The organism is Methylothermus subterraneus, assembly GCF_054656915.1.
Map to the genome: position 1 here is coordinate 151,743 of NZ_BAAHXK010000004.1, position 15,667 is coordinate 167,409.

A 15,667-nucleotide genomic window follows, 5' to 3' on the forward strand; every position below is an offset into this window, starting at 1 on the left:
GATTCGAGTAAGCTTTACCTACCTAAACACTGGGAAATGAAGGAGTCAGGCGTATGAAACACGAACTTCCTCCCTTGCCTTATGCGATGGACGCTTTGGAACCCTATATTTCTAAGGAGACCTTGGAATACCACTACGGCAAGCACCATAAGGCCTACGTGGACAATCTCAACAATCTGATTCCGGGAACGGAATTTGAAAACCTGACGCTGGAGGAAATCATCCTCAAAGCTTCAGGCCCGATCTTCAACAACGCCGCCCAGGTCTGGAACCATACCTTCTACTGGAACAGCATGGCGCCTAACGGCGGCGGCGAACCTGAGGGCAAGCTCGCCGATGCGATCCGGCGCGATTTCGGTTCGTTCGAAGCCTTTAAGGAGGCCTTCTCCAAGGCGGCGGTGGCGCTGTTCGGTTCCGGTTGGGCCTGGTTGGTGAAAAGCGGCGACAAGCTCGAGATCGTCCAGACCAGCAACGCCGGAAATCCCCTGACCTCCGGGAAGAAGCCGCTGCTAACTTGCGACGTGTGGGAGCACGCCTATTACATCGACTATCGCAACGCGCGTCCCAAATACGTGGAGAACTTCTGGAATCTAGTCAATTGGGATTTTGCTGCCCGGAATTTGGCCGGCTGATCCGATTTATTCTCAGGTATTTGCAAGCAGGGGCGGATGCGCCCCTGTTTTTTTTGCCCTAAAGTTGCAATCCCGCCGGGCTTTTCTATGGTTAATAGAGGAAGCTGAACTTGAGGGGGAAACATGCGAGCTTGGCTTAAGATGATGTTGTTGCTGGCGGTGTTCGGGGTAGGGGCGGCAAGCGCGGAAGAGAACTACGGAATCAAGGCCGGACGCAAACTGGGCATCGGTCTGGTCAACGTCGCCACCGGTTGGCTGGAAATTCCCAAGAGCGCGATCAACACCTACAACCAGACCAACTTCTGGTTTGGCATCAGCGGCGGGGTCATTAAAGGGCTGGTCAACACCGGTGGGCGGGTGCTCACCGGCACTTTGGACGTCTTGACGTTCTACGTCCCCACCAAGCCGGTGCCGCAGCCTAGGCTGGTGTGGGAGGACTTCGACGCCGACACCCGCTATGGGGAGGCTTTCCGGCTCGATACCGAAAGCGCGGACTGAAAGGCCGCAAAGCATGGCGCTCTGCGCGGGTGGGAGGAGGCGCAGGGGAAGGTCCAAGTCGGGTTCCAGGGTACGTTTAATCGCGGTGGCTTCGATTTCGCGTGGAAAAGGACCGATTGCCACCTGTTCTTCTTGCTTGAAGAGGATCAGACGAGCAGGAAGGGGCTTTATCTCGACCAGCAGATACCAACTGGCAGCTGCCGCCGCCCTCCTTCCAGGCCTTCTTCTACCGGGAGAACGTTCTTCGGGACACCCCGAAGGCGTCCTGGGTGGCACAAAGGCTGTGCTTGTCCCAGAAGCGCAGGATTTCCAGTCTTCGTTGAGCCTTTTTCGGGCTCATCGCCCAAAGAGGCTCCAAACCGGCTGCTCGGTAAAACCCCTTGATCCGAATAACCAACTGCTGCACTCGCAAGGTTTCTGAACCTATGCAGCGCAAGGTGCGCGGCGGTCTGTGCTTCGGGCGCTTGTTGCGATCGCCTTTGCCAAAGGCTAGACTAAAGGCCGGTCAAGTTCACCGGGTCAGGCAGTTCAAGGGAGGCAAAAGATGTTGTTCTACCGTGCCAGCGGTTTGGAGGCCTTGCTGCGCGATTGTCTGGAGGTACGCGGCAACGAGGTCAGAATCGTCGATGCGCACCGGCTGCGTAAGGAGCGTTTGGACGCCTTAGTCTACAACGCCCTGTCGCAGCCAGAGGAAAGCGTACGCTATTTCCTCTGCTGGTTGATTCGCCAGGCCGCTTCGGGTTGCGCGGTTTATCCCGCCTCCCTAGCAGGGTGGTACACTAAAGTCGGGCGTGGACAGGCGCCGCAATGCGTGATTCCAGCCGTCAACTTGCAGGACCTAACCTATGCCATGGGCAGGGCGGCCTTCCGGGCGGCCCGGGAAACCGGCAGCGGAGCGTTGGTGTTCTCTCTGAACGGCACAAGCCCGCCCGTCGATTACGCCACCTGCCTGCTGGCGGCGGCACTGCGCGAAGGTTATGAAGGTCCGGTGTTTCTCGAAGCCGATTGGCTGCGCGCCGAATCGGTCGAAGATTTATCCTCCTTGCAGGAGCGCGCGGAAGAGGCGCTGGCTGCCGGTTTCTTTAACTTGCTGTTTGATCCAAGGCGCCTTTTCGACCTGACTCTACCCGATCCTACGAGCCAGGTGCAGGCTGCTTACGCTTTGTGCGCAGAGCTTGCCGGTGCGGTGCGCCGGAGTGAACCCAAGGGGGTGGGCAGCGCGATCGGCGTCCGTTTCGATGGCGCCGATCCGGACTTGGTGCCCCACCTTAGAGCCTTTGTGGAAGGTTTTACCGGAGAATTTACCCGCCGCGCCGGGCACGTTCCTGGCCTGAGCAAACTCGAGCTGTGCGTGCGCGGGGCGGCGGATCTACCTGGGGGTGTGGATTTTGCCGAAGTGGCGCGGCGCGAGTATTTCTTGCCCACCGGGGTTGGCTTGAAGGATGCCTCCGCTTTGGAGGAGGTAGTGGAAACGGCGGAGAATCTGCCGTTTGCCGAGTTGCGCCTTGGGGAGTGGCTTAAAGAGAGGCTATTAGCCCAACCTCAATGGTGGGACTTGCCTCAGGAAAGGCAAGAGGCGCTTGTCGCCGAGCTTGCAGCGGAATGGGCAGCGTTGCTCAAACGCCTAAAAGCGGCAGATACCATCCACCTTGTCCTCGCCTCGGTCGCCATCCAGCAGACCGAATTGCCAAGACCTACCGAAGGGTATCATCAGGACGCCGAGACTTATTACCGCGATATCCTCGATCGGCTGGGGTAAGATCGCTCCTCCAGGCGCGTTAGGATTTCCTCGATCAATTTGGGGCCACGGTAGATCAAGCCGGTGTAGAGCTGGATCAGGCTCGCGCCGGCGGCGAATTTGGCCAGGGCGTCTTCAGCGCACAAGATCCCGCCGCAAGCGATGATGGGGATGCGGCCTGCAAACCGCTCGGCGAGCTGCCTGACCATGGCGGTAGACTGGGCCTTAAGCGGCCCGCCGCTCACCCCCCCTTCCTCCTGACCGTAAGGTAGGTGGGCGATGCGCGAATGGTCTAAAGTGGTGTTGGTGGCGATCACCGCGTCCACCCTATAGCGAAGCAGAATTTCTGCTTGGGCGGCAAGCTGCTCTAAGCTAAGATCGGGAGCGATCTTGACCGCCAGCGGCAAGGATTTGCCGGTTTTTACCGCCAAGCGCTCACGCGCCTCGAGGAGTTCGGTGAGGAGCTCTTCCAGCAGCTTTCCGTGCTGGAGTTCGCGCAGTCCAGGCGTGTTTGGGGAAGACAAATTGATAGCGACGTAGTCGGCCAGTTCGTAGACGCTCTCAAGCCCCAAAAGGTAATCGTTAACCGCCTTCGTGTTTGGCGTGTCGCGGTTTTTCCCTAAGTTTACCCCTAAGATGAAGTCCCGCGCCCGCAAGCGCTTTAGGTTCTCGACCAGGTGAGAGAGCCCTAAGTTGTTGAACCCCATGCGGTTGATCAAGGCTTGCGCCTGAGGCAGGCGGAACAGGCGCGGTCTGGGATTTCCCGGCTGCGGGCGCGGGGTGACGGTGCCCACTTCGATAAAGCCAAACCCCAAACGCGCCAGACCCAGGATATGGTCGCCGTTTTTGTCGAGTCCGGCCGCCAGCCCCACCGGGTTGGGAAAGCGCAAGCCCAAAACCTCGGTGGGACAGCTTAGCCGGCGTGGGCGCGGGATAAACTTTGCGGCTGCGTCCAGAGCAGAAAGGGTCAAGCGATGCGCGGTTTCAGGGTCGAGCCGAAACAGCAGCGGGCGAATGAGCGGGTAGAGGTCCATGCACAGCTTGATAGAGTTGGTAAACCCTTTGCGGATCTAAAGACTTCGTGCGTTGCCCGTGCTGGCACGCGGCCCCGCGAAAGCCCAAGTAATCCGGGCGCAGGGGCTGAAGTAAGGAAACATCGTCAAGGCGTAAAGAACCAGCCAATCCGACCAAAAGCCCAAGACCCCGGGCGCGTGCTACGAACTCTTTAAGCCAATCGAGCGGGCGCAGGGCGGTTAGCGCGCCTTGGGTTTTGCCCGCGGTGTCCAGCATCGCGCCGGCAAAGCCGGCCTCGGCCAGGGCTTGAAGAATGGAGAGGTCGACCGGGCGGTCGGCGAAGATCACTCCGACCAGTCGGGTTTGCCGCGCTAGGGGGACGAGCGCGCGCAGGGTGGCGAAAAGGTCGCCTGCGAATAGACCGATTTTGACGTAGTCGACCCCGGTGGCAGCGACCTTTTGCACCGCTTGCTGCACCGCCTCCGGCACGAGCGGCAAATCGCCGATGGTGGCGCTTAGGGTTTTTTGGGGCAGCGCCTGGCGGACGGCCTGGAGCGTCTCGACCGGCAACGCCCCAAGCGCCCCTTGAGCGGGGTTTTTCAAGTCTAAAACATCGGCCATCGAAGCCAGATGCGCTTCTTCAACATCGGTCACGCTGAGGAGCAAGCGCATCATACGGTTTGGCGCCGGTGTTTGAAGCTTTCCAAATAGGTCATCAGCCATTGCCAAGCCTCAAGTTCTTTAGGTCCTGCGGTTTTGTGTAAAGCGGATTGCAAATAGGCCAGCTCGGCTTCAATCTGGGCGAGCGGCAAAATTTTAAGGCGACTGATCAGGATCGCCGCCTCCAGAACCGCAAACTGGGCGCGGTTGAAGCCCAGAAACGGGGCGTGGTTGACTTGATGCACGGGGCGGCAAAACAGCTTGGGGCGGACCGGGTCGTCTTCTATCCGAACCAGCTCCAGTTCGATGTGCGCGAGGGCGTCGCGCAGCCTAGGGCAGGCGATACGATCGGCCGGAACCAGCGGAAAGTCGCCTTGTCCGGTCACGCAGCCGGCAAAGACGCGCACGTCGTCGGTGGCGTTTAGCACCGCAAGGCCGGTGGCTTGGAGGTTGGCGAGCGTCCGCGAGGGGCGGAAAGGCAAAATCGCCCATCCCTCTTGCCAAGCGTGGACGCCCATGGGGGCAATATGCGGCCTGCCTGCCGGGTCCTGGGTGGTGACGATGGTCTCGAGGATCATGCTTTGGGTTTTTTCTGTAAAGTGGTGCCGGCGGGTTTGTAGGCGTGTCGGTCGAGCTCTTCGGTCGCTTCCACCGCGCAACCCCACGCCAAAGGCTCGTCCTGGGCGTAGCGCTTGCCCAGCTGCCAGGCGATTTGGGCTTTGGTGAGCTCGGCGCCTAGGTAAAAGGCGTGCCCGCCGTCGTGCTCTACCTTAAGGTGCGGGAACAGTTCGAACGGGTCGGTGGCCGAGTAAAAGCCGTCGCGGTTGAAAATGTGAATGCCTTCCTCGGTGATCTGGATGCGGTAGCTTGGATCGCGGATCATCCCGGCCAGTTCCTTTACTTCGGCCAAATTATACGGGAAGGGTTTGGGTTCGTGCAGGCTCATCAGGCCCGGGTGGATATGCTTAGGAAGCGTGTTGTGTTGGCGCGCGTAGTAAAGGATGCGCCGCGCCAGGTCCGCTTCCGGGACGGCGCGCCGGCAGTGACCGCTGACCTGGGTGGTCAAGATGTTGCGGATGTGAAGCTCTGAGCAGATGCCGAGCAGCAAAGCGTTGATGCCGGCGGTGTCGGCGTGGGTCAGTTCGGTGAGGTTGCCTACCCCCATCAGCATCTCGGCCTCGGGATGGCGCCTTCGGGTTTCATAGTACCGCACGATCGAGGCGGTGAACCCGAAGTGGATCGGCTCCAGAATGGGATCGAGGAGGAAGGGGCGGTTTTGGCGCGCGAGGATTTCTGCCGCCTCATCTAGGGTCTCGAGCGCCGTGGCGGGCTGGGGGATGAGGATGGGGCAGCTGGCCACTTCTTCCGCGATCCAAAGGGTGTCTAGGTGCAGGCTCAGCAAATAATCGGCGCCGGCGCGCCCGCCGCGCAGCAGGTCTTCGGGGTTCAAGGAGTCCACGCTGACCCGATAGCCTTCGCTTTTCAAGGCGGAAATGGCTTCTTCCAGGTGCGGAAATGGCTGGTTGGGAAGACAGCCCAAGTCGATCACATCGGCTCCGTGGCGCCGGTACCCATCGGCTTGAGCCAGGATTTGCTCAAGGTTTAGCCTAGGCGCGTCGGTGATTTCGGCAAAGATGCGGATATCGTAACGGGAAAGATCGGGCTTGAAGTTTTCCCGGCCGAAAAACGCTGGCAGGTCTTTGATTTCGTTCGGGCCGCGTTCCACCGGAACGCCCAGCTCCCGCGACAGTGCCTCAAGGTCCCCGCTGCAGCGCCCCGGGACCAGGATGCGATCGGCGCCGAAAGTGTCCTTGAGCCTGCGGCGGATCATGTCGGCGGTCATCAGCGCGGCCACCGTCAGCCCCAGCTGATGAACCGTGTAGTCGAAATCCGGCTGCATGGCTTCCAGCGTTTGCCTGAGCTGCTTTTCAGCCAGCTTGCCGGTCAAAAACAGGATGTGCTCGCGCTTTTTCTCGGGCATGGTGGAAGGCTTAAAGCGATATGCTACCATTGATCGGGTCGCGATTTAGCCGGATTTGAGGTCATGCGTTTGCTCGACCGCTTGCAAGAGCCCAAACCCATGCTCATGGGGATTCTCAACGTCACCCCCGACAGCTTCTCCGACGGCGGGCGTTACTTGGACGTGCGCGCGGCGGTGGCGCAGGGGCTAAAGCTTGCGGAAGAGGGCGCGGAGATCATCGACGTCGGCGGGGAATCGACCCGCCCGGGGGCGGAGCCGGTGGCGGCGGAAGAACAAATCCGGCGCGTGCTCCCGGTGATCGAGGCGCTTTCTGAGGCCTTGCCCGCAGATTGCTCGATCAGCATCGATACGACGATCGCGGAAGTGGCCAAGGCGGCCATCCAGGCCGGCGCCGCCCTCATCAACGACGTCTCGGCCGGACGCGCCGACCCGCAGATGTTTCAGCTTGCCGCCAGCCACAAGCTGCCCATCGTGCTCATGCACATGCAAGGCACTCCCAAGACCATGCAAGACAACCCGGTCTACCAGGACGTGGTGGCGGAAGTGCTTGCGTTTCTGAAAGCGCGGGCCTTGGCCGCGCAGCAGGCAGGAATAGCGCGGGAGCAAATTCTGATCGACCCAGGGATCGGTTTTGGCAAGCGCCGAAACGACAACCTTCAGCTTCTAGCCCATCTGGATCGCTTCGTAGCGACCGGTTTTCCGGTGCTGTTAGGCACCAGCCGCAAGCGCTTTATGGGCCAGATTTTGGACGTGGGCGAGCCGACCGAGCTGGTCGCGGCAACGGTCGCCACCACCGCCCTCGGGGTGATGGCGGGGGTGAAGGTGTTTCGCGTTCACGACGTCAAAGCAAACCGCCAGGCGCTGGAGGTGGCCTGGGCGATCCGCAACGCCTGAGGGTTTGCGTTGAGCTGGATGCTAGGTTTTAAGCTCGGCAAGTTTTAAAGGAGGCAAAGATGGGCTGGCGCAAGCGGGGACCGGAGCAGACCTATACCGAAGAAGAAATCCAGGCGCGGCTGCAAGAGGAACTGCCGCACTGGTATTACGAAAACGGCTGGATCCGGCGCAAGTACAAAACTTTTGGCTGGAAGGGCACGCTCATGGTGGTGAACGCCATCGGCCATCTGGCGGAGGCGGCTTTTCATCATCCCGACTTGACGGTCTCGTATGCGTTTGTGATCGTCAAGCTCATGACGCATTCGGCCAAGGGCATCACCGACAAGGATTTCGAGCTGGCGAAAAAGATCGAAGAGGTCGTAATGTGGCGCCCGGGCGAGGAGAGCGCGCTCGAAGGCACGCCGGACGATCCGCGCTTTAAGTACCTCAAGTACGACTGAGGTCCGGTCGCCAAGCGGTGGTCTTAAAGGCTGGCGCGCCCGAGAGGACTTGAACCTCTGACCTCAGGCTCCGGAGGCCTGCGCTCTATCCAACTGAGCTACGGGCGCTTAAAAGGTCATTTTAGCGGTTTGGCTGCGCTTGCACAAGGTCTTGAAGGATAACTTCGGCGCAGCCGGCAGGGAGCGAGTAGTGGCCTTCGCCGGGCAGGACGCAAAGTTTGGCCCTAGGCAGGCGTTGGGCGAGGAAGCGGCTGTGGGCGAGGGGGACCACGGTGTCGGCGGTGCCGTGCCAGAGCGTCACCGGCCGGTCGATGGCGGCAAGTTCCACGCCCCACGGCCGAAGGTACTGGAGAAAATCGCGCCGTGGCCCTTTGGATCCTTGGCGCAAGCCTTCGCGGACGGTGGCGCGCAGCACTTTGCGGATTGAAGGATCGGCCAGAACCAGGCGGTCCTTCGCGGACAGATAGCGCCTCAGCAGGGCGAAGGTAAGGTCTGGAAAGCGCCGCAAGAGCCGTGCGGTGAGGTCGCCGAAGAACACCGCAAGCGCCCACGGCGCGTGTTGGGCGAGAAAAAACGCAAAACGCGCCGCTTTGCTCATTCCACGGCGAAGCTCCGCCTGCGCGACCGGCCCCAGCGGGCAGACCAGACCCAGCGCGGTGACCCGATGCGGCAGACGCCAGGCGCAGGCCAAAGCATAAGGGCCGCCGCCGGAAACGCCCAAGACGGCAAAGCGCTCGATCTGCAGGTGATCGGCCAGCCGTTCCACGTCCTCTGGCCAATCGGCGATTTGCGTGGGGGGAAGCGGGTCGGAACGGCCATAACCCGGCCGATCGAGCGCGATCAGCTGGACGTTTAAACGTTTGGCGGCGGCCGCGGCGAGCCTGGCTTCTAGGCGCGAGGAAGGTAGGCCGTGGCAGTAAAAGACCGGATGTCCGTTCAGGTCGCCGTAACGGACAAAGCCGAGCCGCCTGCCTGCGGGAAGGGTAAGCGCGGCGCTCATCCGCTCTCCTGGAGCAGGGCTTTCATCACGCGGAGCGCGGCCCGCCCCTGCGCTTTTTTCTCCTCCGCGCTGCGGGTCTTCTTGTCCTGCCATTCGAGCACGTCCTGCGGCAGTTCGGCGAGGAAGCGGCTGGGCTGGCAGGCGATCACCTCCCCATAGCGCTTGCGGCCGCAGCAATAGCTCAAAGTCAGGGTTTTCTGGGCGCGGGTGATGCCGACGTAAGCCAGGCGCCGTTCTTCCTCGATCTTGTCTTCTTCGAAGCTGGTCTGATGGGGTAACACACCCTCTTCCATCCCTACCAGATAGACGTGGGGAAATTCCAAGCCCTTGGCGGCGTGCAGCGTCATCAGGGCGACCCGGTCGCCGGCGTCTTCATCGCGGGTGCGGTCGAGGACGTCGAGCAGGAGCAGTTTGCCTACCGCCGCGCCTAAGGGGTCGGCGCCGCCTTCGGCTTCCTCGAGCAGGCGGCCCAGCCAGTCCATGAGCTCCTGCACGTTCTCCCAGCGGCGCTCGGCTTGTTTGGGGTTGGCCGCGATCTCGCGCAGATGTTCGCGGTAGCCGATCGTTGCCAGCATTTCCTCGATCACCGCAAAAGCGGCGCCGCGCTTAGCGCGGTCGGCCACCTCCCCCAAAAAGTCGCAAAAACGCTGCAGGCGCAGGCAAGTCTTCTCCGGCAAGACCTGGGTCAACCCCAGCTCGTAGCACGCGGCAAACAAGGAAACGCCGCGGTTTTGCGCGTAGGTGCCGAGCTTTTCCAAGGTGGTGGGTCCAAGCTCGCGCTTGGGAACGTTGACCACGCGCAAAAAGGCCACGTCGTCGTCCGGGTTGACCAGCAGGCGCAGGTAGGCGACCACGTCCTTGACTTCGGCGTGGGCGAAGAACGACTGGCCGCCGCTCAGATAATAAGGGATGCGCTGTTCCCGGAAGCTGCGCTCGAACAGCCGGGCCTGGTGGTTGCTGCGGTAGAGGACGGCGTAATCGGCAAAGCGCGAGCCGGTGCGGAACTTGTGGTGCAGAAGGTCGGCGGCGAGGTTTCTGGCCTCGGCGAATTCATCGGCGTGGCTTAAAACGCGGATCGGATCGCCGAGTCCCAGGCGGCTCCAGAGCTTCTTCTCGAATACGTGGGGGTTGTTGGCGATCAGCTGGTTGGCGGCCTTGAGGATGCGTCCGGTGGAGCGGTAGTTCTGCTCCAGTTTGATGACTTTCAGGCGCGGGTAGTCGTGCTGCAGCCGCACCAAGTTCTCCGCTTGGGCGCCGCGCCAGGCGTAGATCGACTGGTCGTCGTCGCCAACGGCGGTAAACCGCCCCAGCTTTCCGGCGAGCTGGCGCAGAAGCTGGTATTGGGCGAGATTGGTGTCCTGGTACTCGTCGACCAGCAGGTAGCGGATCCGGCCCTGCCACTTTTCCAAGATCTCCGGGAAATCTTGGAACAGCAAGACCGGCAGCAGGATCAGGTCGTCGAAATCGACGGCATTGTAAGCTTTCAGGCAGCGCTGGTATTCGCGATAAAGCCAAGCGGCGGGGTCGTCGCCGGCTTGTGCGGGCGATTTGAGCTCGTTTTTCCACACGCCGATTTGGTGCGCGTAGTTGGAGAGCTCGGCCGGCGAAAGCGGCCGGTGGTGACGGGCGATCTCGCCGAGCAAGCTTAAGCGGTCGTGGGCGTCGAGGATGGAGAGGCCGGCTTTGTAGCCTAAAGCCCGGTGTTCGCTGCGCACGATCTCCAGCCCCAGAGCGTGGAAGGTGGATACCGTCAACCCTTTGGCCGCTTGCCCTTGGACCAGCCGCCCCACCCGTTCTTTCATTTCTCGTGCCGCCTTGTTGGTGAAGGTGAGGGCGGCGATGTGGCGCGCCGCTAAGCCTTGTTCGATCAGGTAGGCGATTTTGTAGGTGATGACGCGGGTCTTGCCGCTGCCGGCGCCGGCGATCACCAACAGCGGGGCGTCGGTGGCTTGGACCGCGGCCTGCTGCTGGGGGTTGAGGTCAGACCGCTTGAGCATGGGCGGCGAGTACGTGGGCGATGCACGCGGTCAGCTTTTTGGCGTAGGGGAGGTGCAAGAACTCGTTGGGCCCGTGGGCGTTGCTCCCCGGCCCCAGCACCCCGGTGATCAAAAACTGCGCGGCGGGAAAGCGCCTGCCCAGAAAACTCATGAACGGAATGCTAGCCCCCAGCCCCAGATGCGCGGCAGGGTGGCCGTACAGGGCGCGAGAGGCCTCATCGCAAGCGGCAAGCAGCCAGTCCGCCGGGGGCGGAGCTTCCCAGCCGTCGCCTTCGGCCTCGAACCGGACCTGAACCTGGGCGCCGTAAGGGGGATCGCGCTGCAAAGCCGCTTCGATGGCAGCTTTGGCGCTCGCGCAGGACACCGTGGGCGGCAGGCGGAACGAAAGCTTTAAGGCCGTATAAGCGCGCATTACGTTGCCGGCCTGGGGGATCTCAGGCAATCCCTCTTGCCCGACCACGCACAACGCCGGGCGCCAGGTGTTGTTGAGGAGCAGCTCCACAGGGTCGTCGGCGAGGGGTTTGAGGCCGGGGAGGGGATGGAGGCCTTCGATCGGTCTGGAGCCCAAGATCGCCGCGGCGGCCTTGGCTTGCTCCAAGCGGATTGGGGGGATGGGCGCGTGGAGTTCGGCGAGCTTGACGTGGCCGCTGGCGGCGTCTTCTAAACGGTCGAGGAGCTGGCGCGCGATGGCAAAAGACTCGGGCACCAGCCCGGAGGCGATCCCCGAGTGCACGGCCTCTTTAAGGGTGCGCACGGTGAGGATTAGGGAAAGCATCCCGCGCAGCGAGGTCGTGGCCCACAGCCTTTGGTAATCGCCGGCGCCCGAGTCCAGGGCGATCACCAGGTCGACCTCACCCATCGCTTCGGCCAAAGCGTCGAGATAGGCGGGAAGGTCCGGGGAGCCGCTCTCCTCGGAGAATTCGATCAGGAGCAACAGCCTGGCGTGCGGGATGCCCTTATGGCGCAAGGCTTTGGCCGCCGCCACCGCGGCGAACAGGGCGTAACCGTCGTCGGCGCCGCCGCGGCCGTACAATTTTTCGCCCTCGATCACCGGCTGCCAGGGGCCTAAACCTTCGCGCCAGCCCTCCATAGCCGGCTGCTTGTCCAGATGACCGTAAAGCAGCGCGGTTTGCTCACCTTGCCCGGGGATCTCCACTAAAATCAGCGGGGTTTTGCCGGGGAGCTTCAGGTCGTGGAGGCGCCAGTCGGGTTCGGCGTGGGCTTTGAGCCAGTCGCTTGCTAGCCTCCTGGCTCTTTCCAGTTGGCCTGAGGTCTCCCAGGCGGGGTCAAAGGCCACCGAAAGGCACGGGATTTGGATGTATTCGGTAAGGGTGGGCAGGATCTTCCGGTCCCAGAAATCCTCGATAAAAGCGCTAAAATCGGAGGGGGAGTGGCTCATGGTGCACCTGGGTCGGTTTGCAGCGATTGATTATACTGGGTGTGAGCAGCTGCTCCCAAATGATGCGCGCTTGCCCAAGAAAGCCAGGCGAGGCGCCAGAATAACCTAAAAAGAAAGGAGGAAGACCGATGCGCTACCTGCTTTATCTTCTGCCCCCTCTGCTCGGGGCGTTTGGACTTTATGCCGCTTGGCGGATCTACCAGCTCGTCAAGCAGACTCCGGCGGGCGAGGGCAAGATCGCGCGCATCGCCGAGCAGATCCACTTGGGGGCGATGGTGTTCATCCGTCGCGAGTACCAGATCCTGGCGGGGTTCGTGGCGGTGCTAGGAGGGCTTTTGTGGTCTTTTCTGGGCTGGCGCACCGCCTTGTGCTTCCTAGTGGGGGCGACGGCTTCGGCGGCGGCCGGCTACCTCGGCATGTATACCGCCACCCGCGCCAACGTGCGCACTGCCGTAGCCGCCGCCACCGGAGACGCGGCCAAGGCTTTGGAGGTGGCCTTCTTCGGCGGGTCGATCATGGGCCTGGCGGTGGCCTCTTTAGGGCTTTTGGGCCTGGGGCTGATGTATCTGGTCTTTGGCGACGATCCCGAGACCGCCCACGCCCTCCACGGCTTTGGCATGGGGGCTTCGACGGTGGCGCTGTTCTCACGCGTCGGCGGCGGCATCTATACCAAGAGCGCCGACGTGGGGGCGGACCTGGTCGGCAAGGTGGAAGCTGGGATCCCCGAGGATGATCCGCGCAACCCGGGGGTGATCGCCGACAACGTGGGCGACAACGTGGGGGATGTGGCCGGGATGGGCTCGGACATCTTCGAGTCGTATTGCGGGGCGATGATCGCCACCATCGCGATGGCTTCGACCATGGCCGCCGAGACCCTGGCCCCGGTGGGGTCGCGGGGGGCGCTGATGTTCTTGCCTCTGGGGCTGGCTTCGGTGGGACTTTTGTCCTCCCTCGCCGGAATCTTCTTGGTGCGCCGGAACGCCGCAAGGCCGGCGGAACTGGCGCTGAGGATCGGCACGGTCGGGGCGGCGGTCATTTTCGTCGGTTTGGCCCTAATCGTGATTGCGTTGGCAGGAGTGAGCCTTAAGGCTTGGCTCGCGGTGCTGGCGGGTTCGGTCGGCGGGGTGGTGATCGGGCTGGTGACCGAGTATTACACCGGCGGTCGGCCGGTGGCGCAAATCGCTAAGTCCGGCGAGACGGGGCCGGCCACGGTGATCATCGCCGGATTGGCGACGGGGATGGAGTCGGTGGTGGCGCCGATTCTGACTATCAGCGCCATCATTTTTCTGGCCGATTGGCTGGTGGGCTTGTACGGGGTCGGCATCGCCGCGGTGGGGATGCTGGCCACGGTCGGGATCACCATGGCGATCGACGCTTATGGACCGGTGGCCGATAACGCCGGCGGCATCGCCGAAATGGGCGGCTTGGGTTCCGAGGTCCGCAAGATCACCGATTCTTTGGACGAACTCGGCAACACCACGGCGGCGATCGGCAAGGGCTTTGCCATCGGCGCGGCGGCGTTGGCGGCCTTGGCCATCATCACCGCTTACGGCGAGACCATCGCCAGCAAGCTGCCGGATTTTAGCTTGGATTTGGGCAACGCCAAAGTGCTCGGCGGGGCGTTCATCGGCGGGACCATCCCGCTGCTCATCGCCTCGGTCACCATGACCGCGGTCGGCAAAGCGGCGTTCGCGATGATCCAGGAGATCCGCCGCCAGTTCCGCGAGATCCCAGGGCTGTTGGAAGGCCAGGCGGAACCGGACACCGCCCGTTGCGTGGACATCGCCACGCAGGCGGCGCTTAAAAAAATGATCTTGCCCGGGGTGATCGCGGTGAGCGCGCCGGTGACCGTCGGCTTCTGGCTCGGACCTGAGGCGCTGGGCGGGATGCTTGGCGGAGCGCTTTTAGGGTGCGTGCTGATGGCGCTGATGATGGCCAACGCCGGCGGCGCCTGGGACAACGCCAAAAAATACGTGGAGAAGGGAAACTTAGGCGGCAAAGGCTCGGATACCCACAAGGCGGCGGTGGTCGGCGACACGGTGGGCGATCCGTTCAAAGACACCGCCGGCCCTTCGATGAATATTTTGATCAACGTGATGGCCATCGTCAGCCTGGTGATCGCCCCGCTGCTGGTCTGAAGCGTTAGCGTAGGACCTGCGCCAAACCGTCGATCACGAACTGCATCGCGATCACCGCAAGCAGCAGGCCGCTTAAGCGGGTGATCACGCCGATCCCGCCTACGCCCAGCGCTCGGCGGATCCACGGCGCGGCGGCAAGGACCGCAAACACCCCCAGGCAGGCGCCCAAGATCGCCGCGGCGAGCAGCCCGAGCGGGATCTGGCGCGTTGGGTCCTGCTGCCAGACCAGGACCAGGGTGATCGCTCCCGGGCCGGCGATGAGCGGGGTCGCTAGCGGCACCAGGGCGATGTGGGTTTTGGCCAGGCTTTCGGCTTCCTCGGCGGGCGAGCTTTTGAGGTTGGGCGGCGGGATGAGCTGGAACATCTGCAGGGCGTAGATGAAAAAGATGAACCCGCCGGCCAAGCGAAACGCCGGCAGGCCGATGCCAAACAGCGCCAACACGGCATCGCCGGCCAGCCCGAAAAGCAATAATATCCCTCCTGCGGTGAGGCAGGCCAAGGCGGCCACGCGCACCTGCGCTGCCCGGTTCAAGCCCTCGGTCATGGCCAGAAACAAAGGCAAGTTGCCCACCGGGTCCATGATCACCCACAGCGGCACCAAAAGACCCCAAAAGTGCTGGCTCATAGTTTGAGCGTCACCACATCAAAGCCCACCGAGACCGGCTGGTGGGAGGTCATCACCACCAGCCCCCCGCGTCCAAGATGCTCCTCCAGCAAGGATTGGACCCAAGCGACGCCGCTTTGGTCCAGCGCCGTGAACGGTTCGTCCAGCACCCACAAGACGGCCTCCTGCAGCAACAGCCGGGCGAGGGCGATGCGCTGGCGTTGGCCGGCGGACAAAGACCGGGCGGGGATCTCCATGCAGCCGCCAAGACCGGCCTGATTCAGAAGCTGGCGCGGGTCGGCGCCTTGACGGGTGCGGTAAAGCCGGCTCGCCAAGGTCAAATTTTCCAGCGCGCTCAGCTCACCTTTGACGCCTAGATGATGGCCGAGGTACGCCAATTCCTGGAGGAGCCGATGCCTTTCGCTCCCGATCGGCCGGCCCCGCCAGTAAATCTCTCCTGCCGCAGGCGCGCTCAGGCCGCACACCATCCTAAGCAAACTGGTCTTGCCGCAGCCGTTGGCGCCTTGGATATGGAGGAGTTGGCCGCGATCGAGGCAAAAGCTCAGGCCGCGGAACAACAGGCGGTCGCCGCGCACGCACTCAAGATTTGCCGCGTATAAAAGGGGTTGGGTCATCGCCGCAAAGCCTTTTTTAGGCTAGTATCGTTTCAGA

At 62.4% G+C, this 15,667-nt stretch carries 15 protein-coding genes and 1 tRNA gene; 6 read left to right on the top strand and 10 right to left on the bottom strand.

All coding sequences use genetic code 11. The features are described from left to right. The first annotated feature begins 53 nt into the window (after window positions 1-53). The 3 genes from ACYQ3M_RS05280 (at window position 54) to ACYQ3M_RS05290 (ending at window position 2,889) form a co-directional block, all read left to right on the top strand. Window positions 54-632 (top strand): superoxide dismutase, encoded by a 579-nt coding sequence (locus tag ACYQ3M_RS05280; RefSeq protein ID WP_460035015.1) that lies wholly within the window; start codon window positions 54-56, stop codon window positions 630-632. A 123-nt stretch (window positions 633-755) separates the two neighbouring features. Beyond that, window positions 756-1,130, top strand: a complete 375-nt coding sequence (locus tag ACYQ3M_RS05285) for an exosortase system-associated protein, TIGR04073 family (protein WP_460035016.1) — start codon at window positions 756-758, stop codon at window positions 1,128-1,130. A 544-nt stretch (window positions 1,131-1,674) separates the two neighbouring features. After that, window positions 1,675-2,889 (top strand): hypothetical protein, encoded by a 1,215-nt coding sequence (locus ACYQ3M_RS05290; protein WP_460035017.1) that lies wholly within the window; start codon window positions 1,675-1,677, stop codon window positions 2,887-2,889. Here ACYQ3M_RS05290 and ACYQ3M_RS05295 read toward each other — a convergent pair. From ACYQ3M_RS05295 to ACYQ3M_RS05310, 4 genes are read right to left on the bottom strand one after another with little or no spacing between them, the layout of a single operon-like run. Then, window positions 2,859-3,902: a quinone-dependent dihydroorotate dehydrogenase gene (locus ACYQ3M_RS05295; protein WP_460035018.1), complete on the bottom strand. Its 1,044-nt coding sequence runs from the start codon at window positions 3,900-3,902 to the stop codon at window positions 2,859-2,861. The two genes, ACYQ3M_RS05290 and ACYQ3M_RS05295, sit on opposite strands and share 31 nt — an antisense overlap. Next, window positions 3,853-4,557, bottom strand: coding sequence for a (5-formylfuran-3-yl)methyl phosphate synthase (locus ACYQ3M_RS05300; RefSeq protein WP_460035019.1), 705 nt, complete (start codon window positions 4,555-4,557; stop codon window positions 3,853-3,855). Before ACYQ3M_RS05300 ends, ACYQ3M_RS05295 begins: the two co-directional genes overlap by 50 nt. After that, a complete protein-coding gene (locus tag ACYQ3M_RS05305; protein WP_460035020.1) occupies window positions 4,554-5,120 on the bottom strand; it encodes a DUF447 domain-containing protein in 567 nt (188 codons plus the stop codon). The genes ACYQ3M_RS05300 and ACYQ3M_RS05305 overlap by 4 nt, the downstream gene beginning before the upstream one ends. Continuing rightward, window positions 5,117-6,523: a DUF6513 domain-containing protein gene (locus ACYQ3M_RS05310; RefSeq protein ID WP_460035021.1), complete on the bottom strand. Its 1,407-nt coding sequence runs from the start codon at window positions 6,521-6,523 to the stop codon at window positions 5,117-5,119. Before ACYQ3M_RS05310 ends, ACYQ3M_RS05305 begins: the two co-directional genes overlap by 4 nt. Before the next feature lie 63 nt (window positions 6,524-6,586). Here ACYQ3M_RS05310 and folP point away from each other — a divergent pair, with 63 nt between their 5' ends. Continuing rightward, entirely contained in the window at window positions 6,587-7,417 is an 831-nt protein-coding gene (folP, locus tag ACYQ3M_RS05315; protein WP_460035022.1) for a dihydropteroate synthase, read from the top strand. Between the two features lie 59 nt (window positions 7,418-7,476). Further along, window positions 7,477-7,857 carry a 4a-hydroxytetrahydrobiopterin dehydratase gene (locus ACYQ3M_RS05320; RefSeq protein WP_460035023.1) on the top strand — a complete coding sequence of 127 codons (381 nt, stop codon included), beginning with the start codon at window positions 7,477-7,479 and terminating at the stop codon, window positions 7,855-7,857. Window positions 7,858-7,888: 31 nt separating this feature from the next. Here ACYQ3M_RS05320 and ACYQ3M_RS05325 read toward each other — a convergent pair. The 4 genes from ACYQ3M_RS05325 to ACYQ3M_RS05340 form a co-directional block, all read right to left on the bottom strand. Then, window positions 7,889-7,965 (bottom strand) — tRNA-Arg (locus ACYQ3M_RS05325). A 13-nt stretch (window positions 7,966-7,978) separates the two neighbouring features. After that, window positions 7,979-8,857 carry an alpha/beta fold hydrolase gene (locus tag ACYQ3M_RS05330; RefSeq protein WP_460035024.1) on the bottom strand — a complete coding sequence of 293 codons (879 nt, stop codon included), beginning with the start codon at window positions 8,855-8,857 and terminating at the stop codon, window positions 7,979-7,981. Beyond that, window positions 8,854-10,854, bottom strand: coding sequence for a UvrD-helicase domain-containing protein (locus tag ACYQ3M_RS05335; protein WP_460035025.1), 2,001 nt, complete (start codon window positions 10,852-10,854; stop codon window positions 8,854-8,856). The genes ACYQ3M_RS05330 and ACYQ3M_RS05335 overlap by 4 nt, the downstream gene beginning before the upstream one ends. After that, window positions 10,838-12,253 carry a M20/M25/M40 family metallo-hydrolase gene (locus ACYQ3M_RS05340; protein ID WP_460035026.1) on the bottom strand — a complete coding sequence of 472 codons (1,416 nt, stop codon included), beginning with the start codon at window positions 12,251-12,253 and terminating at the stop codon, window positions 10,838-10,840. The genes ACYQ3M_RS05335 and ACYQ3M_RS05340 overlap by 17 nt, the downstream gene beginning before the upstream one ends. 128 nt (window positions 12,254-12,381) lie before the next feature. On the opposite strand from ACYQ3M_RS05340, the gene ACYQ3M_RS05345 reads away from it, so the two are divergent. Continuing rightward, window positions 12,382-14,391 (top strand): sodium-translocating pyrophosphatase, encoded by a 2,010-nt coding sequence (locus ACYQ3M_RS05345; protein ID WP_460035027.1) that lies wholly within the window; start codon window positions 12,382-12,384, stop codon window positions 14,389-14,391. A 4-nt stretch (window positions 14,392-14,395) separates the two neighbouring features. Here the strand turns inward: ACYQ3M_RS05345 and ACYQ3M_RS05350 are convergent, their stop codons facing one another. Both ACYQ3M_RS05350 and ccmA read right to left on the bottom strand, forming a co-directional pair. Then, window positions 14,396-15,016 carry a MarC family protein gene (locus ACYQ3M_RS05350; protein WP_460035028.1) on the bottom strand — a complete coding sequence of 207 codons (621 nt, stop codon included), beginning with the start codon at window positions 15,014-15,016 and terminating at the stop codon, window positions 14,396-14,398. Continuing rightward, complete coding sequence (gene ccmA, locus ACYQ3M_RS05355; protein ID WP_460035029.1) at window positions 15,013-15,630, bottom strand: cytochrome c biogenesis heme-transporting ATPase CcmA; 618 nt, start codon at window positions 15,628-15,630, stop codon at window positions 15,013-15,015. Before ccmA ends, ACYQ3M_RS05350 begins: the two co-directional genes overlap by 4 nt. Between the last annotated feature and the right edge of the window lie 37 nt (window positions 15,631-15,667).

What these genes read in the sequence shown, in the direction of transcription:
- ACYQ3M_RS05295 (WP_460035018.1), bottom strand. Translation starts at nt 3,902, where the DNA reads ATGGACCTCTACCCGCTCATTCGCCCGCTGCTGTTTCGGCTCGACCCT.
- ACYQ3M_RS05340 (WP_460035026.1), bottom strand. Translation starts at nt 12,253, where the DNA reads ATGAGCCACTCCCCCTCCGATTTTAGCGCTTTTATCGAGGATTTCTGG.
- ACYQ3M_RS05305 (WP_460035020.1), bottom strand. Translation starts at nt 5,120, where the DNA reads ATGATCCTCGAGACCATCGTCACCACCCAGGACCCGGCAGGCAGGCCG.
- ACYQ3M_RS05345 (WP_460035027.1), top strand. Translation starts at nt 12,382, where the DNA reads ATGCGCTACCTGCTTTATCTTCTGCCCCCTCTGCTCGGGGCGTTTGGA.
- ACYQ3M_RS05310 (WP_460035021.1), bottom strand. Translation starts at nt 6,523, where the DNA reads ATGCCCGAGAAAAAGCGCGAGCACATCCTGTTTTTGACCGGCAAGCTG.
- ACYQ3M_RS05280 (WP_460035015.1), top strand. Translation starts at nt 54, where the DNA reads ATGAAACACGAACTTCCTCCCTTGCCTTATGCGATGGACGCTTTGGAA.
- ACYQ3M_RS05335 (WP_460035025.1), bottom strand. Translation starts at nt 10,854, where the DNA reads ATGCTCAAGCGGTCTGACCTCAACCCCCAGCAGCAGGCCGCGGTCCAA.
- ACYQ3M_RS05290 (WP_460035017.1), top strand. Translation starts at nt 1,675, where the DNA reads ATGTTGTTCTACCGTGCCAGCGGTTTGGAGGCCTTGCTGCGCGATTGT.
- ACYQ3M_RS05320 (WP_460035023.1), top strand. Translation starts at nt 7,477, where the DNA reads ATGGGCTGGCGCAAGCGGGGACCGGAGCAGACCTATACCGAAGAAGAA.
- ACYQ3M_RS05300 (WP_460035019.1), bottom strand. Translation starts at nt 4,557, where the DNA reads ATGATGCGCTTGCTCCTCAGCGTGACCGATGTTGAAGAAGCGCATCTG.
- ACYQ3M_RS05285 (WP_460035016.1), top strand. Translation starts at nt 756, where the DNA reads ATGCGAGCTTGGCTTAAGATGATGTTGTTGCTGGCGGTGTTCGGGGTA.
- ACYQ3M_RS05350 (WP_460035028.1), bottom strand. Translation starts at nt 15,016, where the DNA reads ATGAGCCAGCACTTTTGGGGTCTTTTGGTGCCGCTGTGGGTGATCATG.
- ccmA (WP_460035029.1), bottom strand. Translation starts at nt 15,630, where the DNA reads ATGACCCAACCCCTTTTATACGCGGCAAATCTTGAGTGCGTGCGCGGC.
- folP (WP_460035022.1), top strand. Translation starts at nt 6,587, where the DNA reads ATGCGTTTGCTCGACCGCTTGCAAGAGCCCAAACCCATGCTCATGGGG.
- ACYQ3M_RS05330 (WP_460035024.1), bottom strand. Translation starts at nt 8,857, where the DNA reads ATGAGCGCCGCGCTTACCCTTCCCGCAGGCAGGCGGCTCGGCTTTGTC.